The organism is Synechococcus sp. CBW1002, assembly GCF_015840915.1.
In the GTDB taxonomy this organism is placed as follows: domain Bacteria; phylum Cyanobacteriota; class Cyanobacteriia; order PCC-6307; family Cyanobiaceae; genus CBW1002.
This window is the reverse complement of the sequence record NZ_CP060398.1, coordinates 1,588,703-1,613,374: the sequence shown is the minus strand read 5'-3', so window position 1 is coordinate 1,613,374 and position 24,672 is coordinate 1,588,703. Positions and strand designations below refer to the sequence as shown.

General features: G+C 68.8%; 25 protein-coding genes and 1 tRNA gene. 12 read left to right on the top strand and 14 right to left on the bottom strand.

The genetic code is table 11. The features are described 5' to 3' along the window. Nucleotides 1-34: 34 nt before the first annotated feature. Together glyA and H8F24_RS07645 are read right to left on the bottom strand one after the other, a co-directional pair. Nucleotides 35-1,321 carry a serine hydroxymethyltransferase gene (gene glyA / locus H8F24_RS07650; RefSeq protein ID WP_197158934.1) on the bottom strand — a complete coding sequence of 429 codons (1,287 nt, stop codon included), beginning with the start codon at nucleotides 1,319-1,321 and terminating at the stop codon, nucleotides 35-37. 152 nt (nucleotides 1,322-1,473) lie between these two features. After that, a tRNA-Arg gene (locus tag H8F24_RS07645) sits at nucleotides 1,474-1,547 on the bottom strand. 215 nt (nucleotides 1,548-1,762) lie between these two features. Here H8F24_RS07645 and H8F24_RS07640 point away from each other — a divergent pair. From H8F24_RS07640 to H8F24_RS07630, 3 genes are read left to right on the top strand one after another with little or no spacing between them, the layout of a single operon-like run. Beyond that, entirely contained in the window at nucleotides 1,763-2,008 is a 246-nt protein-coding gene (locus H8F24_RS07640) for a hypothetical protein (RefSeq protein WP_197157344.1), read from the top strand. A 58-nt stretch (nucleotides 2,009-2,066) separates the two neighbouring features. After that, on the top strand, nucleotides 2,067-2,354 hold the full coding sequence (locus H8F24_RS07635; RefSeq protein ID WP_197157346.1) for a DUF3181 family protein: 288 nt from the start codon (nucleotides 2,067-2,069) through the stop codon (nucleotides 2,352-2,354). Nucleotides 2,355-2,396: 42 nt separating this feature from the next. Continuing rightward, nucleotides 2,397-2,663: a cytochrome-c oxidase gene (locus H8F24_RS07630; protein ID WP_197157348.1), complete on the top strand. Its 267-nt coding sequence runs from the start codon at nucleotides 2,397-2,399 to the stop codon at nucleotides 2,661-2,663. 184 nt (nucleotides 2,664-2,847) lie between these two features. Here the strand turns inward: H8F24_RS07630 and H8F24_RS07625 are convergent, their stop codons facing one another. The 3 genes from H8F24_RS07625 to H8F24_RS07615 are packed head-to-tail and all read right to left on the bottom strand — an operon-like array spanning nucleotide 2,848 to nucleotide 3,800. Further along, on the bottom strand, nucleotides 2,848-3,162 hold the full coding sequence (locus H8F24_RS07625) for a hypothetical protein (protein ID WP_197171637.1): 315 nt from the start codon (nucleotides 3,160-3,162) through the stop codon (nucleotides 2,848-2,850). Nucleotides 3,163-3,193: 31 nt separating this feature from the next. Next, a complete protein-coding gene (locus H8F24_RS07620) occupies nucleotides 3,194-3,343 on the bottom strand; it encodes a hypothetical protein (RefSeq protein WP_197171635.1) in 150 nt (49 codons plus the stop codon). 58 nt (nucleotides 3,344-3,401) lie between these two features. Next, nucleotides 3,402-3,800: a hypothetical protein gene (locus H8F24_RS07615; protein WP_197171633.1), complete on the bottom strand. Its 399-nt coding sequence runs from the start codon at nucleotides 3,798-3,800 to the stop codon at nucleotides 3,402-3,404. Between H8F24_RS07615 and H8F24_RS07610 the strand changes: the two genes are divergently transcribed. Next, nucleotides 3,784-4,305 (top strand): hypothetical protein, encoded by a 522-nt coding sequence (locus H8F24_RS07610; RefSeq protein ID WP_197171631.1) that lies wholly within the window; start codon nucleotides 3,784-3,786, stop codon nucleotides 4,303-4,305. The genes H8F24_RS07615 and H8F24_RS07610 overlap by 17 nt on opposite strands. Before the next feature lie 50 nt (nucleotides 4,306-4,355). Here H8F24_RS07610 and murJ read toward each other — a convergent pair whose 3' ends face one another. Then, on the bottom strand, nucleotides 4,356-5,972 hold the full coding sequence (gene murJ, locus H8F24_RS07605; protein ID WP_197171629.1) for a murein biosynthesis integral membrane protein MurJ: 1,617 nt from the start codon (nucleotides 5,970-5,972) through the stop codon (nucleotides 4,356-4,358). A 170-nt stretch (nucleotides 5,973-6,142) separates the two neighbouring features. On the opposite strand from murJ, the gene sfsA reads away from it, so the two are divergent. The 3 genes from sfsA to H8F24_RS07590 all read left to right on the top strand — a co-directional run bounded on the left by sfsA (nucleotide 6,143) and on the right by H8F24_RS07590 (nucleotide 9,052). Then, a complete protein-coding gene (gene sfsA / locus H8F24_RS07600) occupies nucleotides 6,143-6,919 on the top strand; it encodes a DNA/RNA nuclease SfsA (protein ID WP_197172106.1) in 777 nt (258 codons plus the stop codon). 68 nt (nucleotides 6,920-6,987) lie between these two features. Further along, on the top strand, nucleotides 6,988-8,211 hold the full coding sequence (locus H8F24_RS07595; RefSeq protein ID WP_197171627.1) for a 4-hydroxy-3-methylbut-2-enyl diphosphate reductase: 1,224 nt from the start codon (nucleotides 6,988-6,990) through the stop codon (nucleotides 8,209-8,211). A 187-nt stretch (nucleotides 8,212-8,398) separates the two neighbouring features. Beyond that, nucleotides 8,399-9,052: a DUF1997 domain-containing protein gene (locus tag H8F24_RS07590; protein ID WP_197158937.1), complete on the top strand. Its 654-nt coding sequence runs from the start codon at nucleotides 8,399-8,401 to the stop codon at nucleotides 9,050-9,052. Nucleotides 9,053-9,106: 54 nt separating this feature from the next. Here H8F24_RS07590 and H8F24_RS07585 read toward each other — a convergent pair whose 3' ends face one another. Together H8F24_RS07585 and purH are read right to left on the bottom strand one after the other, a co-directional pair. Continuing rightward, nucleotides 9,107-9,577: a DUF4079 domain-containing protein gene (locus H8F24_RS07585; protein ID WP_197171626.1), complete on the bottom strand. Its 471-nt coding sequence runs from the start codon at nucleotides 9,575-9,577 to the stop codon at nucleotides 9,107-9,109. Nucleotides 9,578-9,641: 64 nt separating this feature from the next. Further along, nucleotides 9,642-11,225 carry a bifunctional phosphoribosylaminoimidazolecarboxamide formyltransferase/IMP cyclohydrolase gene (gene purH / locus H8F24_RS07580; protein ID WP_197171624.1) on the bottom strand — a complete coding sequence of 528 codons (1,584 nt, stop codon included), beginning with the start codon at nucleotides 11,223-11,225 and terminating at the stop codon, nucleotides 9,642-9,644. Between the two features lie 166 nt (nucleotides 11,226-11,391). Between purH and H8F24_RS07575 the strand changes: the two genes are divergently transcribed. Next, a complete protein-coding gene (locus H8F24_RS07575; RefSeq protein ID WP_197171622.1) occupies nucleotides 11,392-12,042 on the top strand; it encodes an alpha/beta hydrolase in 651 nt (216 codons plus the stop codon). Between the two features lie 153 nt (nucleotides 12,043-12,195). Here the strand turns inward: H8F24_RS07575 and H8F24_RS07570 are convergent, their stop codons facing one another. Continuing rightward, nucleotides 12,196-12,567, bottom strand: coding sequence for a DUF3155 domain-containing protein (locus H8F24_RS07570; RefSeq protein ID WP_197157360.1), 372 nt, complete (start codon nucleotides 12,565-12,567; stop codon nucleotides 12,196-12,198). A gap of 420 nt (nucleotides 12,568-12,987) precedes the next feature. On the opposite strand from H8F24_RS07570, the gene H8F24_RS07565 reads away from it, so the two are divergent. After that, nucleotides 12,988-14,118, top strand: coding sequence for a sensor histidine kinase KdpD (locus H8F24_RS07565; RefSeq protein ID WP_197171620.1), 1,131 nt, complete (start codon nucleotides 12,988-12,990; stop codon nucleotides 14,116-14,118). Here H8F24_RS07565 and H8F24_RS07560 read toward each other — a convergent pair. Then, a complete protein-coding gene (locus H8F24_RS07560) occupies nucleotides 14,075-14,872 on the bottom strand; it encodes an adenosylcobinamide-GDP ribazoletransferase (RefSeq protein ID WP_231598253.1) in 798 nt (265 codons plus the stop codon). The two genes, H8F24_RS07565 and H8F24_RS07560, sit on opposite strands and share 44 nt — an antisense overlap. A 126-nt stretch (nucleotides 14,873-14,998) precedes the next feature. Here H8F24_RS07560 and tgt point away from each other — a divergent pair, with 126 nt between their 5' ends. Then, nucleotides 14,999-16,126 carry a tRNA guanosine(34) transglycosylase Tgt gene (gene tgt, locus H8F24_RS07555; protein WP_370594816.1) on the top strand — a complete coding sequence of 376 codons (1,128 nt, stop codon included), beginning with the start codon at nucleotides 14,999-15,001 and terminating at the stop codon, nucleotides 16,124-16,126. A 26-nt stretch (nucleotides 16,127-16,152) separates the two neighbouring features. Beyond that, on the top strand, nucleotides 16,153-16,314 hold the full coding sequence (locus H8F24_RS07550; protein WP_370594667.1) for a photosystem II reaction center protein K: 162 nt from the start codon (nucleotides 16,153-16,155) through the stop codon (nucleotides 16,312-16,314). 142 nt (nucleotides 16,315-16,456) lie between these two features. Here the strand turns inward: H8F24_RS07550 and H8F24_RS07545 are convergent, their stop codons facing one another. Beyond that, nucleotides 16,457-17,203 (bottom strand): WecB/TagA/CpsF family glycosyltransferase, encoded by a 747-nt coding sequence (locus tag H8F24_RS07545; protein WP_197171618.1) that lies wholly within the window; start codon nucleotides 17,201-17,203, stop codon nucleotides 16,457-16,459. An 89-nt stretch (nucleotides 17,204-17,292) separates the two neighbouring features. Between H8F24_RS07545 and H8F24_RS07540 the strand changes: the two genes are divergently transcribed. Next, entirely contained in the window at nucleotides 17,293-20,550 is a 3,258-nt protein-coding gene (locus H8F24_RS07540; RefSeq protein WP_197171616.1) for a glycoside hydrolase family 15 protein, read from the top strand. Nucleotides 20,551-20,553: 3 nt separating this feature from the next. On the opposite strand, the gene H8F24_RS07535 is transcribed toward H8F24_RS07540, so the two are convergent. From H8F24_RS07535 to H8F24_RS07525, 3 genes are all read right to left on the bottom strand, one after another. Then, nucleotides 20,554-21,546, bottom strand: a complete 993-nt coding sequence (locus H8F24_RS07535) for a Gfo/Idh/MocA family protein (RefSeq protein WP_197171614.1) — start codon at nucleotides 21,544-21,546, stop codon at nucleotides 20,554-20,556. Between the two features lie 116 nt (nucleotides 21,547-21,662). Then, entirely contained in the window at nucleotides 21,663-22,934 is a 1,272-nt protein-coding gene (locus H8F24_RS07530) for a hemolysin family protein (protein ID WP_197157365.1), read from the bottom strand. Between the two features lie 11 nt (nucleotides 22,935-22,945). After that, nucleotides 22,946-24,661 carry a class I adenylate-forming enzyme family protein gene (locus H8F24_RS07525; protein WP_231598175.1) on the bottom strand — a complete coding sequence of 572 codons (1,716 nt, stop codon included), beginning with the start codon at nucleotides 24,659-24,661 and terminating at the stop codon, nucleotides 22,946-22,948. Nucleotides 24,662-24,672: the final 11 nt, after the last annotated feature.

The following is a 24,672-nucleotide window of genomic DNA, read 5'->3' as shown; positions in this document are numbered from 1 at the left end:
CCTTCGCGGGCCACCTTATGGACTCAGAGCCTGCTCAGGCGTGCTGCAGCTGACGCTCGGAAGCGTAGAGGGGGAAGCGATCGCAGAGCGCGGCCACCCGGTCGCGGCAGCGCTGCTCGATGGCGCCATCCTCCGGACTGAGCAGACGATCAGCGATCACATCAGCCACCTCCCGGAAGGCCTCCTGATCGAAGCCTCGGGTGGTGCAGGCGGCGGTGCCGAGCCGCAGGCCACTGGTCACGAAGGGGGACTGGGGGTCGAAGGGCACGGTGTTCTTGTTGGCTGTGATGTGCACGTCACTGACCAGCAGATCGGCCACCTTGCCGGTCATGCCGATACTGCGCAGGTCCAGCAGGACCAGATGGTTGTCGGTGCCGCCGCTCACCACATCGATGCCACGTTCGAGGACGCGCTCCGCCAGGGCCTGGGCATTGGCGATCACCTGCTTGCTGTAGGCGGTGAACTCGGGCTGCAGCGCCTCACCGAAGGCCACCGCCTTGGCAGCGATCACATGCTCCAGCGGGCCGCCCTGGCTGCCGGGGAACACGGCCTTGTCGAACTGGCGGCCGAATTCGGCATCGCCCGTGAGGATCAGGCCGCCCCGCGGACCGCGCAGGGTCTTGTGGGTGGTGGTGGTGACCACATGGCAATGGGGCACCGGGCTGGGATGCACGCCGGCCGCCACCAGCCCGGCGATGTGGGCCATATCCGCCAGCAGCCAGGCACCCACCTCATCGGCGATGGCGCGGAAGGCGGCGAAGTCGATCGTGCGGGGGTAGGCGGAGTAGCCGCAGACGATCAGTTTCGGCCGGTGCTGCAGCGCCAGGGTGCGGATCGTGTCGTAGTTGAGCTGCTGGGTCTCGGGATCCACGCCGTAGTGCACCGCCTTGAACCATTTGCCACTCACATTCACCGGCGAGCCGTGGGTGAGGTGGCCGCCATGGCTCAGGTCCATACCCAGGATCGTGTCGCCGGGCTGGAGCAGGGCCAGGAAGACAGCGAAATTGGCCTGGGCGCCGCTGTGGGGCTGCACGTTGGCCCAGGCGGCACCGAACAGTTGCTTGGCCCGCTCGATCGCCAGCTCCTCGATCGCGTCGACGTGCTCGCAGCCGCCGTAGTAGCGCTTATGGGGCAGCCCCTCGGCGTACTTGTTGGTGAGCACCGAGCCCTGGGCCTCCATCACAGCGCGGGAGGCGAAGTTCTCCGAAGCGATCAGCTCCAGATGGGTCTGCTGGCGCTGGAGCTCCTTGCCGATCAGGGCCGCCACGGCCGGATCCCCGGCGACCAGGGGCTGGTTGAGCGCTGCCGAGGTGTCCGCCATGGGCCGGATGCGGGGGTTGCTCATCGTAATGAAACGGAGGGGTTCGTCTGCCGTCACAAACCTGCAGCGGCAGTCCTGGCGCGACAGACCCTCACCAAGCCAGGCGCGGAGGCCGGCCAAAAAAAAACCGCCCTTTTGGGACGGTGAAGAAGCGCGCCTGGAGAGATTCGAACTCCCGACCCTCTGATCCGTAGTCAGATGCTCTAATCCGCTGAGCTACAAGCGCGTGTGCAGGCATTTTGACCGCACGGGGGGCCCCTCCGTCAACCAACCGCCTTCAACCAACCGCCTTCAACCAACCGCCTCCAACCAACCGCCTCCAGCAGCCGCCCCCAACCTGGGCCCCGCCGCGGCGCCGGAGCGGAGTGCAAGGGCGCCCCCCCAGAATCGGGCCATCCCGTTCCGACCCGCCGCGGCGGAACCTCGCCCTCCCCCAGACCCATGCCGATCCGCTGGTACGGCCCCGCCGACCCGGGTGACCCCACCTACCGCCATTTCGAGCGGATCGTGAATCTCACCCTGCACGGCGCCGTGTTCGCGGCGGTGAACAGCGGCCTCTGGTTCCTGCAGGAGCTGCGCCATCCCTTCAGCCACCTCGACCTGGTGACCCTCACCTGGGGAGCCATGCTGCTGGTGCACGGCGGCGTGGTGATCGCCCTGCGCCCGCCCCGCCAGGATCCGGCCTGAGCGGACCCGGCTGCTGCTCCACCTGCTTCAGATCCCCCCACCGATTCCGGACACCGCCATGGGCATGGACGCCGCCACGATCCGACAGCTGACTGAGGCCCTGGCCGATCGGCTCTACCTGCAGGTGGCCGGCTGGCACCTCTATCTGGGCGATGCGGGCCTGGCCGAGACCCTGGCGATCGAATGCGTGGCCCGGCTGGAGCAGGGACCCGGCGTCTGTGCCCGTCAGGCCCTGGAGGCCGTGCAGGTACCGATCGGCGGCGGCAGCACCCGCCTGCCCCTGGCCCGCCTGATCCCCCCCGGCCAGCTGCGCGACCTGGAAGACGTGCTGCAGGAGTTTGGCTGATCCAGCCGAGGCCGATAGGGTTGCCGCTCCTGCGGACGGGACGTGCTGGTCATTGAGGTCACCAACGCCCGCGACGTGGTGCGGCAGCGCATCGGCCGCCTCGGAAGCCGCCTGATCGGCAAGGTGGTGGATGCCGAGGCCCAGGTGGAGAAGGTGCTGATCCAGGAACTGGAGAGCGCCTTCAAGGAATTCGGCATCGAGGCGCGCATCTTCTCGATCGACGGGCCCCAGATGGTGGGGCGCTCCCGCCTCGAGATCCCCCTGCACGTACGCGAGGAGCGGCAGGTGCGACTGCCGGATCCAGAATGAGGGCCAAGCGTTTACGCAAGAGGCGTTGTGCGGCAAGCGTGATCACACTGCTCGTGCGGTGATCAGCCCCAGGGATCCTTGGGACGTCCGGACCAACACCCTGCCAACAGCCCTACAAACAGGCCGCCTCTCCCAGCTGAAACCGCCCTCATGCACCACCGAAGCCGGGGAACTGGAGACCCCCTCAGAAACCGCCAGGCTCACGGGCCGGCTTGTCCCAGTACACATTGATCACGTAGCCAGGGCGCTTGAAGGAGGGACCTGCACCCTCACGGTTGGTGCGTTCATAGGTCTTGCCCTGCTCAGCGGCAGGAAAGGCAAAGGCATAATGATTGAAATCGTTGATGTAGACATTGCCCTGCATCTGAGACCAGATACAGCGTCCTTTGAGCATCTCGCCGTTGTCGCGAACCATCTCGCAATACGCCACTGTCGAGTCGGCCAAGGCCGGGGTGGTGCTGACGACGACGGCCAGCGCGGCGAGTGCGGAGCGGATCATGCGGTATGTGGGCCAGGAGCTTCAGTCAGTGTCACACGATCCGACTGGCCTGCAGCATCAGACCGATCGCGATCGCAAGGGTCGATTGCAGCATCGGCACCAGGATGATCGTCATCCGCTGCACCTGCCTGTGCTCGGGCACCGTGTGGAAGCGATAGCTGTCCAGTCCCAGAAGACCCATTCCACCCAGCGAGAGAAGAAGCACTGCGCGGAACAGCAGATCCGAAAGGCGGCGGCGCTCACGCTCGCAATGTGCGCAGGAGCGCCCAGGCCGAGAGGATCATCAACGCGGGCCAGATCAGCAGGAGATCGACCCTGATGTTCGCCTCCGGCGTTCTCAGTTGCACCAGCCATTCCCAGCCGGCATAAACCCCCCAGGCGATGGCCCCGATCCGCAGCGCGCCAGGATGGCGGGCAAGACCGGGCCAGCGGAACCGCAGGGCAAGATCAACCGCGATGAAGACCACGGCCACCAGCAGAATGGTCTGGGGCTTGCCGACGAACAGCGGCACGAGCAGATCCATGGCGTCGGGATCTTGAAGGCTGTTGCCGGAGCCGTGGCTGCCGACTGACAGCAGTAGCCATAGCAGACTAACAATTCGGTCCGTCAGAATGGCAATCGTGCCCGCGGCGCTCAACGCCTCCGGTCACAACATTGTGTCGCGCAACGCGCAGAAGCTCCGAATGAACCGCACAAACCATTGTGTCGCCTGCAGCGTCGCCGCCATAGCCGTTCTGCTTCCGCTTGCCTCCCATGCGATGGACCCGGCCTATGCGAAGAAGCTCGAACAATCAGGCTGCACCCAGGTCACAGAAATGCAGGGTTGCGACATCAACAAGACCAAGGCCGAAAACGCCAAAGCGGGCTTCGGAACGGCACCGGCTGCCACAGCATCGACCTACGCCGGTCGCTGGGTCGCCAAGAACAGCGGAACTGGACAGACTGTCGCCGCCATCCAAATCGACAACAAGAATCAGGTGGTTGTCAACGGCAAGCCTGTGGCCAGCAAGCTCACTGATGGGGCCCTGGTGTTCAAAACCGGCTTCATCACCTTCACGATTCAAGGCGATCCAAAGATCAGGAATGAGAGCCGTTGGCTTGATTCCGACGCCCAGACTTCCGGCCCGATTCGTCGCAAGTAATCCCTGACCAGAGTCAGGCGCGGAGCTGGCGTTTTTTTTTCAGCGAACGCTTAACGGCCCCCGCCGGGCAGGCGTGCCAGCAATTGCCGCTGCATCTGGCGCGCCTCCGGCACCCCGGCGGCACTGGCAGCGAGTCCATAGATCGCCAGCCCCAGGCCGGCGCTGAGGCTGGTCTGGAGGAGGCGCCCCAGCAGGCCCGCCGGCCAGGCCACCCACACCGACAGGGCCCAGGCCACCAGTGCAGCAGCCAGGGCCGCCAGCAGCAGCAGCAGGGTGTCGCGGCCCCAGAGGCGCAGCGGCATTGCCCCCAGCCGCGCCTGCAGGGCCAGCAACAGGCCGGCACAGGTGATCAGATTCACCGCCACTGTGGCAAGCACCAGGCCCGGCGCACCGAAGTTCAAGGCCGGCAGCTGCAGCCCCCAGGGGCTGGGCCCGCCCACCAGCAACCAGTCGAACGCCACATTCAGACCGATGCCAGCCATCGAGAAGCGGAACGGCGTGGTGCCGTCGCCCAGGGCATAGAACACCCGCACCAGCACATCGCGGGCCAGATAGGCCGGCATGCCCACGCCGTAGGCCATCAGGAGTCCACCCACCAGGGCGGCGGCGCCGGCATCGAAGGCGCCACGCTCGTAGATCAACGCCACGATCGGCCCGGCCAGGGCCACCATCAGCGCCCCCATCGGCAGCATGCTGGCGTTGGAGAGCATCAGCCCCTGGCGGATGCGGGCGATCAGCTCAGGCCGATCAGCGGGAGCGGTGAGCCGGGCGAACACCGGCAGCAGCGGCACCAGCAGGGCGTTGGAGAGCAGGCCTAGGGGCGTCTGCACCAGCAGGTTGGCGTACCCCAGACCCGCTGCAGCCCCCACGATCCCGGAGGCGAAGAACAGATCGGTGAACACATTGATCTGCAGCATTCCCGAGGAGAGCGTCGCCGGCCCCATCACCTGCAGCACCTCGCGGACGCCCGGATCGCGCCAGTCCCACACCAGGCGGAAATGGCCCAGGCCCTGGCGGGCCAGGGCAGGCAGCTGAATCAGCCACTGCAACACCGCCCCCAGCGTGGTGCTGCCCGCCAGCACGATGCCGCCGATCAGGGCCGTGGCCGGCAGGGTGATCGCCGCCCCCAGCTGCCACCAGAGCAGGCCGATGCCACCGATCACGGCCACGCTGGAGAGCAGCGGACTCACCGCCGGCAGCCAGAATTCATCGGCGGCGTTCAGGGCGCCGAAGCCAAGGCCGATCAGACCGGCGAACAGGGCCATCGGCGCCATCCAGCGCAGCTGCTGCACGGCGATGTCGTGGCGGGTGGCCTCCAGGCCCGGCCCGACGAGGTCGATCAAAGGATTGGCCGCGATCACCAGAATCAGGGTCACCCCCAGCAGTCCGACGCCCACCAGGGTGTTCATCGCCGCCAGCACGTGGGCGCCCTCCTGGCGGGGCCGACGCGCCAGCACGCTCACCATGGCGCTGTGAAAAGGCCCGTTGATGCCCCCCAGCAGGATCAGCAGGAAGCCGGGCAACACATAGGCGTAGTTGTAGGCGTCGTAGGCGGCCCCCACGCCGAAGGCTGCGGCGATGACCTGCTGCCTCACCAGCCCCGCCACTTTGCTCAGGCCTGTGGCCACGGCCACGATCAGGGCGATGCGGCGCAGGGATTTCGCCATCCGGTTCGATCCAGGGCCAGAACTGCGGGGGATTCTCCACCGCTGTCCTGTGCCGCCCCCCCTGACCGCGCCGGCGACGGGGCCGGCACAGAATCCCGGTAGTGGCGGCGCAACCCTTGGCTTCGAAGCAATCGGTGTCACAGGCCACGCCGCCTGGCCTGTCGCCCGCCTTGCCAACACGGGGCCTGGATCAACTGGTGCTGCCCTTCGAGGGCCTGCGGCAGGGGGTGCTGCTCAAGCGCTACAAGCGCTTCCTGGCGGACGTGCAGCTCGACGACGGCACCGTGGTCACGGCCCACTGCGCCAACACCGGCCCGATGACCGGCGTGATCCATCCCGGTGGCCGGGTGCGGCTGCGCTACGCCCCTTCCCCCAGCCGCAAGCTCGCCTGGACCTGGGAGCAGGCCGAGGTGCCGGGGGCCGAGGGGACGCCGCTCTGGGTGGGCATCAACACGGCCCTGCCCAACCGCCTGGTGCGGGCCACGATCGAAGCGGGCCTGCTGGAGCCCTGGCTGGGGCCGATCGCATCGGTACGGGCCGAGGTTCCCTATGGCCAGGGGCGGCGCAGCCGCATCGACCTGCTGCTCACCCCGACCGAGGGCAGCGCCGATCCCCGCCCGATCTACCTGGAAGTGAAGAACACCACCTGGACCCGCGGCGATCTGGCCCTCTTCCCCGACACCGTGACCGAGCGGGGTCAGAAGCACCTCGAGGAACTGATCGGGGTGCTGCCCGAGGCGCGGGCCGTGCTGCTGCCCTGCCTGAGCCGCTCCGACGTGCGTCGCTTCGCGCCGGGTGATTCAGCCGATCCCCGCTACGGCGAGCTGTTCCGCCAGGCCCTGGCGGCGGGAGTGGAGGTGCTGCCCTGCATCTACGACGTGCAGGCCGATGGGGTGCGCTGGCGCGGCCTGGCCAAGGTGCAGCCCAGCAGTGAAGACGGGGAGTAACGCCCCGCTGCCGGGCCCACCGCGCCGCGGCACCCCCCATAGAGTTGCCCAACCCGTGCCAGGCCGCTGTGGATACCCGCGCCTTCAAACGCTCGCTACATCACTCGGAGCGTTACAACCGCCGCGGCTTCGGCCTCGGCGAGGAGGTGGCCGGCAGCCTGCAGACGGCTTACCAGAGCGATCTGATCGCCACCCTGCGCGAGAACGGCCACACCCTGCAACGCGGCCGCCTGACGGTGCGGCTGGCCGAAGCCTTCGGCTTCTGCTGGGGGGTGGAGCGGGCCGTGGCCATGGCCTACGAGACCCGGCGCCATTACCCAAGCGAACGGATCTGGATCACCAACGAGATCATCCACAACCCCTCGGTGAACGATCACCTGCGGCAGATGAACGTGCTGTTCATCCCGGTCGAGGGTGGCGTCAAGGACTTCTCCGACGTGGCCCGTGGCGACGTGGTGATCCTGCCCGCCTTCGGCGCCACCGTGCAGGAGATGCAGCTGCTCAACGAGCGCGGCTGCCACATCGTGGACACCACCTGTCCCTGGGTCTCGAAGGTGTGGAACACGGTGGAGAAGCACAAGAAGCACGCCTTCACCTCGATCATCCACGGCAAGGTGAAACACGAGGAGACCCTCGCCACCAGCTCCTTTGCGGGCACCTACCTGGTGGTGCTCGACCTGGCCGAGGCCCAGATGGTCTGCGATTACATCCTCGGCCGCGGCACCGCCGACCGCGACGCCTTCATGGCCCGCTTCGCCAAGGCCTGTTCCCCCGGCTTCGATCCCGACCGTGACCTGTTCCGGGTGGGCGTGGCCAACCAGACCACCATGCTCAAGAGCGAAACCGAGGAGATCGGCCGCCTGGTGGAGCGCACCATGCTGGAGCACTTCGGTCCGGTGGAACTGAACGAGCATTTTCTGGCCTTCAACACCATCTGTGACGCCACCCAGGAACGGCAGGACGCGATGTTCTCCCTGGTGGATGAGCCCCTCGATCTGATGGTGGTGATCGGCGGCTACAACTCCTCCAACACCACCCACCTGCAGGAGATCGCGGTCAGCCGCGGCATCCGCTCCTTCCACATCGACACCCCCGAGCGGATCGGACCGGGCAACCGGATCGAGCACATGCCCCTCGGCGCCGAGCTGGCGGTGGAAGATCCCTTCCTGCCGGACGGGCCGATCCGGGTGGGCATCACCTCAGGCGCCTCCACGCCGGACCGGGTGGTGGAAGACGTGATCGAGCGGCTGATCGGCCTGACCTGCGGACCACCCACAGGCCTGATCTCCTGAATCACCCGATGACCGTGCTGCCTCTGCAGCGGCAGCAGCCTCTGAAATCGGGGAACCACCGCAGAAGGGCCTCGATGGCAAGGATTCCTTTACATTGTTTGAAGGCTTGGCCGGTGGGGCTGCCGCTTCGTCCGTTGCCTGTCCCGCTTTGACGACGACCGCCCTGAGCGATCTCCACTCCAACCCCATGAGCGACGCCGCTGCCGCCGAGGGTTTCGAGCCGATGGCCCCAGAGGTGAGCTTGCGGGATGGCGACGATGATCGGGTGCGGCGCTATGCCTCCACCTTCGCCGACCTGATGGAAATGCGGGCTCCTGCCGAGCAGGTGGGCCAGTACCTGGATCGCCACGAAGGCTGGTTCCGGCGCTGCGCCGCCCCGATGACCGTTCAGCCCCATGGCAGCAACGGCTATGTGCTCACCCTGGGGCGTTTCGGCAATTTCGGCTTTGAGGTGGAGCCCACGATCGGCCTGGAACTGCTCCCCCAGGCTGAAGGCGTCTACCGGATCGTGACCTTGCCACCGCAGGTGATGGCCGGAACAGGGCTGGAGGGCCTCTACGACGTCGACTTCAACGCCGCCCTGCGGCTTGATGAAACCACGCCAGAGAACGAGGAAGACGGTCCACTCACCCTGGTGCGCTGGGAGCTGGATCTGAGCGTCTGGATCCGCTTGCCCAAGGTGATCACCCTGCTGCCGGACTCCCTGGTGCAGAGCAGCGGTGACCATCTGCTCCGCCAGATCGTGCGGCAGATCTCACGTCGCCTCACCTGGAAGGTGCAGGAGGATTTCCACGCCACCCACGGGCTCGCCTGTCCGCCGCGGCGCCGCGCCCAGTTCTGAGGCGGCACCACACCGGCTCAGAATCGGGCTGGGCCTGCAGGATCTGGATCCGTCTCAGCGGCTGGTCCAGATCTTGTTGACGATCTGCATGCCGCTCAACGCCTGCCAGAGGAACAGGGTCATCACGCTCATGTTCAGACCCACGTGCACCTTGCGGGCGATCAGATTGCCCTGCTGCATCAGCGGCGAGAGCGCCGAAGCCAGGGCGATCAGCGAGGTCATGGCGATGCCCACCAGCAGGTGCGGCCCCACGAACAGCTTGCCGTTGTTGACGTAGGTGACGGCCATGCCGCCGAAGGTGCCCAGCACCATCACCGCCAGCACGACGCTGCCGAGCTGGTAGTGGCGCCGGGCGAACTGCCCCTTGATCAGCTCCTTGCGATCTTCGGCCGCGGCGGTGCGGGTCTTCTTGGCCTTGATGCCGAGCAGCATGGCGTAGCCCGAGAGGGCCAGCAGCCCCCACATCATCAGGGGATGCAGGAAGTTGAGGCCGAAGGCCAGGGAGCTGGGAAGGGCGATGGGCATGGCGGGATTCGGCCGCTCAGGGGCGGCTCGGGGGATGGCAGCGAAGCTACAACTCACCGCCAACTCAGTGCAGGAAGTGGCGCCGGCCGGTGCAGACCATCGCCAGGCCGAGGTCATCGCAGGCGCTGATCGAGTCGCCATCCCGCACGCTGCCGCCCGGCTGGATCACGGCGCTGATGCCGTGGGCCGCGGCCAGCCGCACCGTGTCGTCGAAGGGGAAGAAGCCATCACTGGCGAGCACCGCACCCTGGGCCCGTTCGCCGGCCGCCTCCAGGGCCAGCCGCGCCGATCCCACCCGGTTCATCTGACCGGCACCGATGCCGAGGCTCTGGCCGCCACGGGCGACGCTGATGGCATTGGAGCGCACATGGCGCACCACCCGCCAGGCGAAGCGCAGGTCGACAAGCTCCGCCTCCGTGGGCTGGCGGCGGCTCACCACCTGCCAGGCGTCCTCCTCCACGGGCTGATCATCGAACGCCTGGACCAGCACGCCACCGAGCACGCTGCGCAACTGCTGGTGCGGCGCAGCGGCGATGGCGGCTGGGCTGAGCTCCAGCAGGCGCAGGTTGGCCTTGGCCGCCAGGGCGGCGCGGGCGTCGGCGTCGTAGGCCGGTGCCACCACGCACTCCAGGAACAGGCCGGTGAGATGGGCCGCGGCCGCGCCATCCACCGGGCCGTTCAGCGCCACGATGCCGCCGAAGGCCGACACCCGATCCGCATCCAGGGCACGCAGCAGGGCCTCGGCGCTGCTGCTGCCGGTGGCGACGCCGCAGGGATTGGTGTGCTTCACCACCACCGCCGCCGGCTGCTGGCGCTGCTCGCCGTAGCCGAACTCCCGCACGGTGGCCAGAGCGGCCTCCAGGTCGATGAGGTTGTTGTAACTGAGTTCCTTGCCCTGCAGCTGGCTTGCTGCGCCCCAGCCGGCGGCAGGCGCGCTGTACCAGGTGGCACGTTGGTGAGGATTCTCGCCGTAACGGAGGCTCTGGCGCGCTGGCAGGTCCAGTCGCAGGGGCGCGGCCACCGCAGACTCGCCCGTGCCGGAGGTCGCTGCCGCAGGCTCCTCAGCCGCCAGACGCTCCGCCAGCCAGGTGCTGATGGCGGCGTCGTAGGCAGCGGTGTGGCGGTAGGCCGCCAGGGCCAGCTGCCGGCGCAGGCTCCGGTCCACCCGGCCGGCCGCCAGGGCTTCCAGGAAGCTGGGGTACTGGTCCGGATCGGTCAGCACCGCCACGTCGTCGTGGTTCTTGGCAGCGGCGCGCACCATCGCCGGCCCGCCGATGTCGATGTTCTCGATCGCCGTCTCAAAGGCCACCGCCGGATCGGCCACGGTTTCGCGGAAGGGATAGAGGTTCACCACCACCACATCGATGGCCTCGATCTCCTGGGCGGCCAGGTCGGCAAGATGCGAGGCCTCGGAGCGGCGGGCCAGGATGCCGCCATGGATGCGGGGGTGCAGCGTCTTGACCCGCCCGCCGAGGATCTCGGGAGCGCCGGTGTGCTCAGCCACCTTGGTGACGCTCAGGCCAGCGGCGGCCAGGGCCGCGGCGGTGCCGCCACTGGAGATCAGCCGGTAGCCGGCCTGCAGCAGGCCCTGAGCCAGGGGCACCAGATCCCGCTTGTCGGACACACTCAGGAGGGCCGTGGGCGCCATGGCGGCAGATGAGGGGGCGTAAGGCCCAACCTACGCAGCAGACCCTGGGCTGCTCCACCGGTGCCACGGCCCCGCTATCGCTTGGTCCAGTCCTGCGGCCCCTGCATGGTGCAGACAGCCATGCAGGGCCTCTCCGCATGATTGGAACGCTCCTGCCGTCGACGCCATGACCAGCCCCTTCTCCCCGGACCCTGAGCAGATCCGCCTCGGCCCGGACCAGGCGGCCACGCGGCTGGTACTGCTGCATGGCTGGGGGGCCGATGCCGACGACCTGCTCGATCTGGGCGCGTTGCTGGTGGGCCCGGAGGTGAGCGTGGTGGCACTGCGGGCGCCCGATCCCCATCCCGCCGGCCAGGGGCGGCAGTGGTACGACCTGCAGCAGCCGGAATGGCCGCAGTTGCCCCAGGCCCGCCGGGATCTGCGCCAGCGGCTCGAGCAACTGGCGACCAGTGTTCCCCTGGCGAACACGGCGCTGCTGGGCTTCTCCCAGGGAGCCGCCATGGCGATCGATGTGGGCACCAGCGCTGACAGCGAGGGGCTGCCACTGGCGGCGCTGGTGAGCTGCAGCGGCTACCCCCATCCCGGCTGGCAGCCAGGCCCTCTGCACATGGCTGTGCTGCTCACCCATGGCGAACAGGACCCGGTGGTGCCCTTCGCGGCCAGCCTCGAGCTGGAGCGCCAGCTCACCGGCGTTGCACAGGCACAACATCCGGTGCAACGCCTGGCTTTCGCCGGCGGCCACACGATCGATGAAGACCTGCTGCCGCGGATCCGAGCCTTTCTGGCCCAGCACCTGCAAGCCTCGACAGCTGGCTGATGAGGCATGCCTGATCTTGGGTGACCTTCAGCCGCCCCTGAGATTCAGAACGCGATGCAGGACTTGATGCGCGCCAGGGATCGTGATGCAGGAGCCAGCGAGTCCAGCGACCCGTGAGGTGCCGTGGCCGCTGGCTCCGCTCCGCTGCCGCCCTCAAACGAAGGCGTACTCGTATTCCTCCATTTCCTCCCAGTCGTCCGAGGCCATGGCTTCCAGACCTTCGAACAGCACCTCCTCGCCGATCTGATCGACAATCAGACGCAGGGAGGGGAAGAGGAAGTGGTTCTCTTCGGCGTACTGAGCGCTGAACAGGCCCTTCTCACCCCAGAAGAAGCGGTCCGTGGTGTGCTCGTTGCGACGCACGTTGAGGATGGCCGGAGCTTCCAGTCCCACTTCGGCGATGTAGCGACGCGCCGCGGTGACCGGCTTGTGGGAGCCGGTTTCGAGGTTGTGGGTGGAGACATGGGCCAGAACACGCTGGCCGGCGAGGCGGCGACGGCTGATCCGCTTGCGCTTTTTCGACATGACACGGCTCCCGCGGGCGGGAGGCTGAGAGAGGAGGGAAGGAGGGACGACAGATTCAGCCGGCAAGCCGAGCTGAACCGTGTCATCCGCGGCTCCAGCAAAGAAGCCACGGAAGACGCCCAAACGTCTGTCGTCCGGAACGGATCACCGCAGACGTTTTCGGAAAACGCCCGCGGTGGCCGCGTCATCAACAACGTCTGAACCCGCGGCGGCGGAGCTCAGACCAGGAGAGGGAGGCGAACCTGGCTCTGCTGTAGCCTCATTTGCGGAGAAGCGCAACATGTTGGCCGTGACGACTGCGACTTACCGTCCGCTCGCGGACTGGGAAGTATTGGTCGATACCAGGATCTTAAGACTTTTTCTGGGATTTTCAACGCCCTCCCCGGACTTCTTCCGCGAATCCCCTCGCCGTCTCTGCTGATGCAGGTCTCCGAGCGGTTTCTGGCCCTGCTGACCAGCCAGCTGGCCCAGTTCGCCGACCGCGAAGACCTGAAGTCTGTGGTGGTGTATCTGGCCCTGCCTGGGCCAGACGGACGCCTCAGCCTGATGCCGGTGGGCCAATGGCCCCGTGATGGCAGGGCCCTGCCGGCGGTGGCCTCGGATCGCACCCTGCAGATGCCCGCCGAAGGCCGCCGCTGGTTGCCCCTGCGCCACGACCGGGCCCTGCTGGGGGCCCTGCAGGTGGAGAGTCGCAGCCTCAGCTGGCCGATGCCGCTGGTGGAGCGGCTCGAGGCGGTGGCCCACTGCCTCACCGAGGCCCTGCGGATCGATCTGGAACGGCAACATCTCCTGCAGCGCCAGCAGCGCCAGGACGAACAGCTGCGACTGCTGATCCATCAGCTGCGCAATCCCCTCGCCGCCCTGCGCACCTTCGCCCAGCTGCTGCGGCGCCGGCTTGAGCAGGACAGCAGCAGCCGTCCCCTGGTGGACGGACTGCTGGCGGAGGAACGCCAGCTGAACCGCTATGTGGAAGCCATCAGTGCCCTGGCGCCGCCGGAGGCCCTGACGGGCAGCAGCGGCACCACGCCCCTGCTGCTGCCGCCGGTGCTCGCCGGACCGGAAGGCCAGCCCCTGGAGGAGGTCCTGGAGCCGCTTCTGCAGCGGGCCGCCGCCACTGCGGCACTGCAGAAGCGGCCCTGGCAGGGCCCGTCGTCGCTGCCGAGCTGGCGTGGCGACAGCGGTGCGGTGGCCGAAATCCTCGCCAACCTTCTGGAGAACGCCTTCCGCTACAGCCCCGCCGGAGCGGCCGTGGGCCTGCTGGTCGGCCGCAGCGACGGGCGGCTCAGCCTCACCGTGTGGGACGCCGGGCCCGCGATTCCAGAGCCGGAGCGGCAGGCGATCTTCGGGCGCGGCGTGCGGGGCACGGCCGGTCAGCAACTCGCCGGCACCGGGCTCGGCCTGGCCCTGGGCCGGGACCTGGCCCGCCAGATCGGCGGCGACCTGGAGCTGCTGATCCCGCCATCCCGTATCGATCCAGCCCTGCCGCCGCAGGGCAACGGCTTCCGGCTCAGCCTGCCTGCAGCGGCAGAAGCGCCACCAGCGCAGCCGTGAGCAGCAGGCTGAGGGCCTCCACCCACTCCACGCAGGCTCCGTAGCTGTCGCCGCTGTGGCTGCCGAGCCGCCGGCCCAGCCACAGGGGCACCAGCACCGCCGGCAGCACCCCCACCGCTCCGGCCAGCAGGGGCAGCCAGAGGTGCGGGGCCGCGCCGGGGCTGAATCCCGCCGCCCCAGTGGCCGGCACCAGCAGCACAACCCCGGCCAGCACCAGCAGCGATGGACGCAGTTCCAGCGCCAGGCCGCGCCAGTGATGGCGGTGGAACGCACCCGTGCCGCGGGCGCTGCGGTAGGGGAAGCGGTCCATGGCGATCAGGGGGGACAGCCGCCCCCAGAAGGCGGCCCACACCAGGGCAGCCGGCGCGGCTGCCGCGGCGGCGGCGGCCAGCCAGACCAGGGCGGCGAGCCGCACCAGCAGCAGCTGGGCGAAGGCCTGCACACCACTGGCCCCCACCCGGCTGTCGGCCATGGCCTCGTGGCAGCGATCGCCGGCGGCCAGCCCATCGGCGGTATCCATGGCGCCATCGCTGTGCAGGCCGCCGCTGAGCGCCAGGCCCAGCACGATCACCAGGGCCGCCTGGGTGAGGGCCGGCGCCCGCCCCACCAGCAGCAGCCAGGCCAGGGCCTGCAGTCCGCCCAGCACCAGGCCGATCCAGGGCGCGAAGCGGGCGATCCGGCCGAAGCGGGGCCGCGGCCACGGCCAGGCCGGCAGCACCGAATAGAAGATCCAGGCGCCGGCCAGATCCGCCAGCCAGCCGTCTCGTCCGTCGGGGTTCGGGGCGAGGGGGTGGGCCGGTGATGGGCCCGGAGGGGGCAGAGGGCCACCGGATGGTGAAGAACGCGGCACGTAGCGTCGGCGAAGCACCACCACGGCGCCATCGAGCCCCCATTCTCCTTCGCGATCACCGCCCGCTGCCCGTGCACCCGGGCCCGCTGCGGCCGCTTCCACACCCCCCACGGCGTCGTGGAGACTCCCCGGTTCATGCCGGTGGGCACCGCCGCCAGCATCAAGGGAGTCACCACACCCCAGCTGGCCGAAACCGGCAGCCAGATGGTGCTGGCCAACACGTATCACCTGCACCTGCAACCGGGCGAGCAGGTGGTGGCCGACGCCGGTGGGCTGCACCGCTTCATGGCCTGGGACGGGCCGCTGCTCACCGATTCCGGTGGCTTTCAGGTGTTCAGCCTCGGGGCGATCAACAAGATCGATGACAGCGGCGTGGTGTTCCGCTCCCCCCGCGACGGCGCCCGCATCCAGCTCACCCCCGAGCGGGCGATCGAGATCCAGATGGCCCTGGGCGCCGACGTGGCCATGGCCTTCGACCAGTGCCCTCCCTATCCGGCCAGTGAAACCGAGGTGGCCGCGGCCTGCCGCCGCACCCACCACTGGCTGGAGCGCTGCCTGAGCACCCACAACCGAGCCGATCAGGCCCTGTTCGGCATCGCCCAGGGGGGCTGCTACTCGCACCTGCGCCAGGACTCCACCCGGGTGGTGGCGGCGATGGACCTGCCCGGCATCGCCGTGGGCGGGGTGAGCGTGGGCGAGCCGGCCGAGGAGATGCACCGGATCGTGCGGCTGGTGGCGCCGCTGCTGCCGGAAGCCAAGCCCCACTACCTGATGGGCGTGGGCAGCCTGCGGGAAATGGCGATCGCGGTGGCCCACGGCTTCGATCTGTTCGACTGCGTGCTGCCCACCCGGCTGGGGCGGCACGGCACCGCCCTGGTGGGGGGCGAGCGCTGGAATCTGCGCAATGCCCGCTTCCGCCACGACCACACCCCCCTCGATCCGAGCTGCAGCTGCCTGGCCTGCCGCCAGCACAGCCGCGCCTATCTGCACCACCTGATCCGCAGCGGCGAGATGCTGGGCCGCACGCTGCTCAGCCTGCACAACATCACCACCTTGATCCGCTTCACCTCCGCCATGGCACAGGCGATCCAGGACGGTTGTTTTTCAGAGGATTTCGCTCCGTGGGAGCCGAATTCTCCGGCCGCACACACGTGGTAGGTTCCGACCACCACACTGTTTCAGGGATGGCTCTCTCCTCGCTGCTGGCCGGCTCCGCCCTCCACACCATGGCCCAGCTGCCCGAGGCCTACCAGGCGTTCGGTCCCCTGGTGGACATCCTGCCGATCATCCCCCTGTTCTTCCTGCTGCTCGCCTTTGTGTGGCAAGCCTCGGTGGGTTTCCGCTGAATCCTGTGGATTTCGGCTGATCGGCTGGGTTTGGGCTGACCCGCTGGGTTTCCGCTGATCCGGAGGCTCGCCGCCCCTCTGGCACCTGTCCTTTCGCCCCGGCGGTCGTGATCCCAACATCTCCCGGGACCTCCGGTGGCGTTCAGCACTGAGGCGGTCGCTTCACTCCATGGCGCAGCACGGCCCAGGCGAAGGCCGGCAGTGCCAGCATCCGCCTCCAGCGGCTTGGTTCCTGAATCAGCCGGTAGAGCCATTCGATGTGAAGCGCTCCCATCCAGCGAGGTGCGCGTGTCTTGACCCCGGCCCAGACATCAAAACTGCCGCCGACGCCCATCCACAGCCCACCGTTGCGGCATGGAAAGTGCTGGATCCAGGTTTCCTGGCGCGGTACCCCCAGGGCCACCAGCACCAGATCCGGCCTGGCATCAAGCAGCTGCTGCTGCAGGCCCGGCCATGCTTCGGCGCTCTGAAACCCATGGGCCGAAAAGGCCAGCTGCAGAGTCGGGAGTTCGCGGCTGAGCCGCTCACCCAGCCGCTCCATCACCTCCGGGCTGGCGCCCACCAGGGCCACCCGCCAGCCGTGGCTGGAGGCGTGAACGAGCAGGCGGTGGGCCAGCTCGATACCCGGGGCGCGGCGCACCCGCAAGCCCTGGCGCCCCAGCGCCCAGACCACGCCGGCGCCATCGGGGATCACCAGCGCCGCCGACTCGATCGCCGCCCCCAGCTGCGGATCCGCCAGGGCGGCCATCGTCATCTCGGCGTTGAGGGTGACGATCTGGCCGCCGCCCCGCGGCAGCAGCGCCAGGGCCGCCTCAAACACATCCGGGCAGACATCCACGGGCACATCCAGCACCCGGGTACGGCGGGGATCGGTCGCCTTCGCTGCCATGGGTCGGGTTCGCTGCGCGAGAGAATCTATGGCTCACGCCTGAACACCCCTTGCGGGGATTCAGAGGCGGCACCCGCTGAAGACCCAGCATGACGATCTCCAGTGCCTCCTCCGACCGACTCCTGATCCCGCCCCCCCTATCGCCGGACGCCAACGGCCAGGAGTCCAGCCTCGAGGCCCTGGCCTTCCTCGAGGAACTGGACCAGCAGATCGAACAGGTGGTGCTGCGGCGGCAGCATCCGATCACCGGACTGCTGCCGGCCAGCACCGCCAACACCGTGCACGGCAACTACGGCGATGCCTGGGTGCGGGATTGCGTCTACTCGATCCAGTGCGTCTGGGGACTGGCCCTGGCCCGCCAGCGCCTGCACGGCAGCACCCGCCGCGGCCACGAACTCCAGCAGCGGGTGCTGCAGCTGATGCGCGGCCTCCTGAACGCGATGCTGCGACAGGCGGACAAGGTGGAGCGCTTCAAGACCAGCCTCGACCGGCTCGACGCCATCCACGCCAAGTTCGACACCGGCAGCGGCGAGCCTGTGGTGCCGGACGAGGGCTGGGGCCATCTGCAGCTCGACGCCACCGCCCTGTTCCTGCTGCAGCTGGCCCAGCTGACCCGCTCCGGCCTGGTGATCGTTCAGACCAGCCACGAGCGCGACTTCATCCAGAACCTGGTGTATTACGTGGCGCGGGCCTACCGCGTGGCCGACTACGGCATCTGGGAGCGGGGTGACAAGGGCAATCACGGCCAGCCGGAACGGAACGCCAGCTCGATCGGCCTGGTCAAGGCGGCCCTCGAAGCGCTGGAGGATCTCGATCTGTACGGACCCCACGGCGACGGCAGCTGCTGCCTCACCATTCCCCAGGATGCGATCGTGCGCCTGCGCCAGGCGCTGCTCAACCTGCTGCCGCGCGAATCCGCCAGCAAGGAGGCCGACAGCGCCTGCCTGGCGGTGATCGGCTATCCCGCCTGGGCGGTGGAGGATCCCGACCTGGTGGAACGGACCCGCCACCGGATCCGCCGCGACCTGGGTGGCGCCTACGGCTACAAGCGCTTCCGCCGCGACGGCCATCAGACGGTGGTGGAAGACGTGACCCGCCTGCACTACGAACGGGAGGAGCTGGCCCAGTTCGAGCACATCGAATCCGAGTGGCCCCTGTTCCTCGCCTACGAGCTGGTCACGGCCTGCTGCGAAGGCCGCTGGGAGGAGGCCCGCAGCTGGCGTGAGCGCCTGCGGGCCGTGAGCGTGGAGGTGGACGGGGTGCTGCTGCTGCCGGAGCTGTACCTGGTGCCGGAGGAGGCGATCGAGGCCGAACGGGCCATTCCCGGCAGCCAGGAGCGCGAACCGAACGAGAACGTGCCCCTGCTCTGGACCCAGAGCCTCACCTGGCTGGGGGACCTGCTGCTGCACGGGCTGATCACCCCCGCCGACCTCGACCCCAGCGGCCGCCGCCAACCCCAGGCGCTTGGCGCCGAGCGGGTGCTGGTCAGCCTGGTGCCGGCCGACGCCACGATCGCCACCGCGCTCGAGCAGGCCGGCCTGCCGATCACCCGCAGCAACGAGAGCGTGCAGGTGGGCGGCTCGCGGGAGCTGGGCCGCCAGCTGGCGGCGGTGGGTGCCAACCCCCAGCTGGGGCTGAGCGGCCATCCGCCGGTGCGGATCGAGACCATGGCCACGGCCCGGCTCTACCGCCAGGCCGGCGCCCTGCACGCCTACCTGCCGGCCGTGCTGGAGGAGGGCACCTTCTACCTGGCCGATGATCCCGAGCAGCTGGCCGATGCGGTGTGCAGCGAGCTGCGGCTGCTGCAGCGCAACTGGCGCAGCCAGACGTTGCCGCTGCTGCTGGTGCCCGTCGCTGCCGGCCCCTTCCATCGCGACCCGGAGGCCTTCCTGCGGCTGGGACGCGCCCTCCAGTCCGGTGAGATCGAGGGGGTTCCGGTGCAGCTGGCTCCCCTGGAGACCGTGCTGGACCAGCTCAACCTGGTGGAGCTCCCCGCCGATCTCCCCGCCCCCCTGGCACCGGCGCCCCCGAGCCAGCTGCCGCTGCGGGCCAGCACCAGCCAGAAGCCGCTCACCGCCCAGCAGGAGCAGGAGCTGGAACTGCAGCAGACGCCGATCTCCAGCCTGGCGGAGCGTCTCTGGGCCAGCACCTCCCTGGAGGAGCAGAGTGAGGTGCTGGAGCAGCTGGTACGGCGGCTCGGCAATCACGCGGTGCTGCAGGGGCCTGGCCGCGGCGCCCCCCTGCGGCTGCCCCTGCTGGTGGATGAGGTGTACCGACGGGCCCTGGCCGAGGGCAACTGGAATGTGGTGCGCCGATGCGCCGGCGTGATGGGGCTGGTGCACCCTCAGCTCGAAGATGCCCTCACCGACCTGCTGGTGCGGCAGAAGCAACTGGTGGTGGGGCGCAACTACACCCACGACTCCCTGATCACCGAACCAGCCAGCAGCCTGGTGATCGGCGAGCGGATCCGCCGCTACAGCGGCGACGACGGCCGCGAATGGATGCTGCAGCAGGAACTGCTGCTCGCCCTCGACGGGCTGGCACGGCTGGAGCCGACCCTGCTGAGCGGCAGCCTCACCCTGCAGCTGGGCCAGCTGCTGCTGCTGCTCACCGGCGAGCTGGCCACGGAACACGAGCTCAGCCAGAGCGATGCCTTCGAGGCGCTCTGCAGCCTGCCGCCCCACGGCCTGCGTCGCCGCCTGCGGGACCTGCTGGCCGATGTGGAGCACGCCCGCGCCTCCCTGCAACGCAAGGAACACCTGCATGTTCGGGGCCGGGTGCGCTGGGAAGTGCCCGATCCGCTCGAGGAGCTGCCCAAGGGCGGAAGCTGGTTGCAGCACCGCCAGCGGATGGGCACCCTGCAGCGGGTGCCGCGCGATTTCTATGCCGGCATCTGGGATCTGCTGCACCACTGCGACGGCCTGGTGATCGGCGACAAGCTGGAGCGCCGCAACCGGCTGGAAAGCGCCCCGCTGCTGAGTGAAAAGACCCCCGGCGAACGCAACTTCGCCACCCTGGTCGAACACCTGCTCAGCAAGATCGAGGCCTCCGAGTACCGGCGCCTCTGCATCGAGACCCTGATCACCCTGATGGCCTTTGTGGGGGCCAACCCCCAGGTTCACTTCGACGACGACCTCGCCCTCGACGTGGTGATCGGCCACGCGGTGCGCGTCGGCTGGCAGCAGAACCATCCCGATGTGCCGGCCACGGACTACGGCCTGCACAAGGCTGATGCCTGGGATCGCTTCTACAACGCCTCGCCGGCCGCCTGCCGGCGCTGGCAACTGCAGGCCCTGCGGGAGCTCACCGAAGCGGAGCAGCCGGCTGAAGCCAGACAGCCGGCCTGAGGATCAGATCGGTGCATCCAGCGCCATGCAGAGGTTGGGCTGCTCAACGCACTGCTCGATCAGGTCGGCGAGCTGCAGGGCACGGGAAGCCTGAAGGCCATCGACTGCTGGGATTTCCACGCCTCGCACGCATTGGAGAAAGTGCTCGAGTTCGGCGTAGAGCGGTTCAATCGAGGTGGTGCTCACCTCCTCGATGAAGCCATCGTTCCGATACACCAGCTCGCCGTGGTCGGCGCTCACCGAGCCGTGGGACCGGCGATAGATGCGCAGGTTGTGGTTGAGGAAGTCGGTCTCCATCAGGCTGCAGCGGCAGTGAGCGCTGAGGCTGCGGATCTTGCGATGGGCCATCTTGCTGGCGGTGAGGCTGGCCACCACGCCATTGGCGAAGCCGAGGGTGGCGTTGACGTAGTCGATCGGGCCATCGGCGCTGCGCCCCCCGGCAGCCGCCAGACGCACCACGGGAGCCCCGGCCAGTTCCAGCACCAGGTCGATGTCGTGGATCATCAGATCCAGCACCACCGACACATCATTGGCCCGATCGGCGTTGGGACTGTGGCGGCGGGCCTCCAGCACCACCACCTCCTCGTCGGCCACCACCTTGAGCAATTCGCGGAAGGCGGGGTTGAAGCGCTCGATGTGCCCCACCTGCAGCAGGCGGGTCGTGGCGGAGGCTGCCTGGATCAGATCAGCCGCCTCCTCCTGGCTGGCCGCGATCGGCTTCTCGATCAGCACGTGCAGCCCCGCCTCCAGGCAGGTGAGACCGACCCGGTGGTGCAGCAGGGTGGGAACGGCGATGCACACCGCCTCCACGTGCTCGAGCATGTCGGCGTAGTCCGCGAACCAGCGGCAACCGAACTGCTCCACGGCGAGCTGCCCACGGGCCTCATCGAGATCGGCCACCCCCACCAGCTCGGCGTCGCGCAGCAGGCTGAGCACGCGGGCGTGATGCCAGCCCATGTTGCCGATGCCGATCACACCAACCTTGACGGGCTTCATGTCGGCAGGCCTCACCACAGCGGGATCATCGCAGCGCGACCGGGCCCCCGGGCCCCGGGAGAGCAGACGGTGCGCGATCTGCAGGGATTCACGAGGATCTGACAGGCATCGAGTCCTCAGCCGGGGCGCTGGTTGATCCGCACCCGATCGATGCGCGGGCCATCCATGGTGACCACGGTGAACTGGTAGCCCTTCCAACCCAGACCTTCCCCGGGGGATGGAATGTGCTGGAGCCGCTCCAGCAGGAAGCCCGCCAGGGTGTGATGCCCCTCCGCCTCGGGCAGTCGCAGCCCCAGCTGGCGATTGAGCTCGAAGATCTCCAGGTCTCCCGCCACCGACCAGGAGTCGTCCTGGAGCTGCATCAGGTCGTTGGCATCGGCCTGGGATCCGTCCTCCTCTCCCACGATCTCGCCGGTGAGATCGGCGACGGTGACCAGCCCCTCGGTGCCGCCGTGCTCATCCACCACCACCAGCAGCGGATGGCCGCTGCGGATCAGCGGCAGCAAGTCAGCCAGGGAGGCACTTTCCTGGACCAGCTGCACGGGCACCACGAAGGGATCCAGCCGCGAATCGGGCTGCAGCAGCCCTCGGGCGATCGGTTCAGCGAGGCGCCGCAGATCGAGCATTCCATGGACGTCGTCGAGCGACTGGCCGATCACCGGGAAGCGGGCGTGGTGGGTGGCATGCACCGCGTCCATCATCTCGGCGAAGGTGACGCCCACCGGCAGGGTCTCCATGCCGGAGCGGGGCACCATCACCTCCCGCACCAGCGTGTCCCGCAGGGAGAACACACCCTCGAGGATGTTGCGCTCATCGGGCTGCAGACCGGTGACGCTGCCGCTCTCGATCAGGGTCTCGAGCTCCCCTGCCGACAGCACCGGCACCAGCTCATCCCAGTTGCGGGGCAGGCCGAACAGGCGCAGCAGCAGGCCTCCCAGGCGCTCGATCAGGAGCAGCAGCGGCCCCAGGGTGCGGTTCACCGATTCGAGCAACGGCGCCAGGCGCAGGGCGGAAAGCTCGGGCTGATGCAGCACCCAGGCCTTCGGCACCAGGCCGCCCAGAAGGGTGGCCAGCAGCACCAGCACCAGAAACACCAAGGCCAGAAGCCAGGGCCGCAGCTCCGGAGCGGCGGCGGCGAAGGGCCGCATCCCATCCACGAGATCGCGGCCGGTCCAGCCCAGGGCCACCAGGGCCAGAGCCGTGCCGAGCTGGGTGGCGACCAGCGCCCGGCGCAACCGGTGCTGCAGACGCGCCACGGCAGCGGCGCCCGGTTCACCGGCCTCCACCAGCTGCTGCACCCGGCTGGGCCGCAGACGGATCAGGGCCAGCTCCCCGGCAGCAAAAAAGGCCAGCAATGCCAGGAGGATGGCCAGGGCCAGAAACCGCATGGAAGGGGCGTTTAGGTGGAGGCTAGGTCCGTCGGTGCAACCTGATCGATGGGAGCGGCCCCGGATCGGGGGGTGGCTTCGGATTCCGCCATGCGCTTGAGGGCGAGGCGATCCACCTTGCCGGTGGCGTTGAGCGGCAGGTCATCGAGCACCACGATCTGCTCAGGGGCTTTGTAGCCGATGCGATCTCGGGCAAAGCCGATCAGCTCCCGCTCCAGGGCCTGCCGATCCGCAACGGGGCCGCGCAGGCAGATGTAGGCGCGCACGTCTTCGCCGTGCACCAGATCGTGGATCCCCACCACGCCCGCGCCAGCCACGGCGGGGTGCTCGAGCAGCACGTCCTCCACGTCCTGGGGGCAGATGTTGGAGCTGTCGTGCACGATGATCTGCTTGCGGCGGCCGTCGAACCAGAGGTAGCCGTCGGCGTCGGCCTGCATCACGTCGCCGCTGGCCAGCCAGCCGTCGACCAGCACGGCGGCGGTGGCCTCGGGATTGTTCCAGTAGCCGCTCATGCAGCCGTCGGTGCGGATCCAGAGGTCGCCGGCTTCTCCCGGGGCGCAGGAGCTGCCATCGGGCCGGCGCAGGTCCATCGCCACCCCGGGACCGGGCCTGCCCAGGGAGCCCGGCCGCAGGGCCTGACCGGGTGGATTGAGGATGACCATGCCCACCTCGCTCATGCCGTAGAGCTCGTTCACCGGGAAGCCGGCCACGGCGCGGAACTCCGTCTGCAGCTCCGACGGGATGTGATCCCCGCCGGACACGCACAACCGCAGGCTGGCGAAATCGGCGGGCCGGATCGCCGGATCGCGCACCAGGGCGAACAGGGCCGCCGGCAGCAGCTTCAGCACCGTGGGGTTGGTCTGCTCGAGCAGCCAGCGGATCTCTTCGCTGTCGCTGCTGCGGGCGAGCACCACGGTGCTGCCCGCCAGCAGGGCGGCCAGGGCACTGGTGGAGCCACCGATGTGGGCCATGGAGGTGCCGGCCAGGTAGTTGTCGTCTGGCGTGAAGCCCAGCCCCTGGGCGGTGCTGGAGAGCACGGCGGCGAGGCTGCGGCGGCTGTGGGTGACGCCCTTGGGCCGGGCCGTGCTGCCAGAGGTGAAATAGAGGATGGCCGGGTCGTCGTCGTGGTGCTCCGTGGGATCCGCCAGGCCTGCCCCAGCAACCTCCGGCGGCAGGCCAGCCGGCGAAGGGAGCAGCAGATCCTCGAAGCAACGGGGCGGCCGACTCAGGCCTTCCACCACCAGCGGCTCGCCACCGCAACCTCGACCGCCAACGAGTCCAGCCGACTCAGCGCCATAGATCAGGGTGCCCAGGGGCAGGGCAGCGGCCTGGACACTGGCGGCCACATCGGCGAGCCGCTCGGCATGGAACAGCAGCAGCCGGGCGCCGCTGAGCTCGAGGGCGTAATCGAGCTCCGCCGGCGTGTAGCGGTAGTTCAGAGGGGTGGCCACCAGGCCGGCCCGCAGACAGGCCAGCAGATGCAGCATCACCGCCAGCCGGTTCGGCAGCAGCGACGCGACCCGGTCGCCGCGCTGCAGGCCGAGGCGGAGGTAGTGGCCGGCCAGTCGGGCGATGTGGCGATCCAGCTCCTGCCAGCCGATCACCCCCCGCCGGCTGATCAGGGCCGGCCGCCTGGGATCAGGGTGCTGGAGCCCGCGTTGCAGCAACTGCTCCAACGGGGTGTGGCAGGCCAGGGGAGGACCCTGCAGAACGGAGGAGGAGGTCACGGCGGCTGGGA